Origin of the sequence: Moritella sp. F3 (genome assembly GCF_015082335.1) — a bacterium.
GTDB lineage: Bacteria > Pseudomonadota > Gammaproteobacteria > Enterobacterales > Moritellaceae > Moritella.
On sequence record NZ_BLRL01000032.1, the window covers coordinates 1 to 900 of the forward strand.

The following is a 900-nucleotide window of genomic DNA, read 5'->3' on the forward strand; positions in this document are numbered from 1 at the left end:
GATATCGGCTTTTTTGTGTCCAAAATTTACGGCAATAAGACAGTGCGCCAGGCCTTTATGTTAACGAATGCAGAAAAAGGGCTGGCATCAGAAGCTGTAAGCCGAGATAAAACCTTAGACCAGGCAATAAAAAACCAGCCGTAGGCTGGTTTTTGGGTTTCTAGACTCGGCTTAAATAAACGTTATTCGCTGTCTGCGTGTTATTTCGGCCGTTCGCGATGAAGGGTAAGCGCGAAAAGAGTTAATTTTCGATGTGATATAAATGAAATCATTTTTTGATGATGAAACGCTGATTTTATAGTGTTGTTCTAAGCTACTTTTACTGTGAATTGGTGGTCGTCATAATGAATTGGCCGCTTGTTTTACCGCTCGAACGCATTATATTTTTGTCGTTACGCTTATTTCTGTCAGTTAATCGGTATTTATATTGATTATTAGTGGCAGGATTGACAGAACACTACTACCTCAGCTGGGCTGAGGCGGTGTTTTGTTAAAGTAGACACGTAAATAACTGTGCATTATAAATAACGCGAAGTGCTGTAATAATCACCGTTCGTACGGAACGTGATCGTTAAATTACATTTTATTGCTGGTTTTTTCGACGTTAGATATTAAATCAAGATCTGAGCATAAAAAGCATTGCCAATGTAATCGAAATCTCTATAATGCGACCTCACTGACACGGCAACAGCCGCTAAGTAAAAGGTGTTTAAAAGCGACTCAGGTTACTTTTCAAACGTCCTGAATAAAGCATCATTAGGTGCTTGACTTTGAAACTGGTTTGCGTAGAATACGCAGCCTGACTACGACGCAAGGCGTCAAAGTCAACGCTCTTTAACAATTTATTCAAGCAATCTGTGTGAGCACTTGCAGAGATATAATGACCAAATATTATATCAA

General features: G+C 39.2%; 1 protein-coding gene. It reads right to left on the minus strand.

What is annotated here, in order from left to right; genetic code table 11:
- Positions 1-709: 709 nt before the first annotated feature.
- The coding region (locus JFU56_RS22920; protein ID WP_206759255.1) for a hypothetical protein at positions 710-900 on the minus strand (191 nt) is incomplete at its 5' end.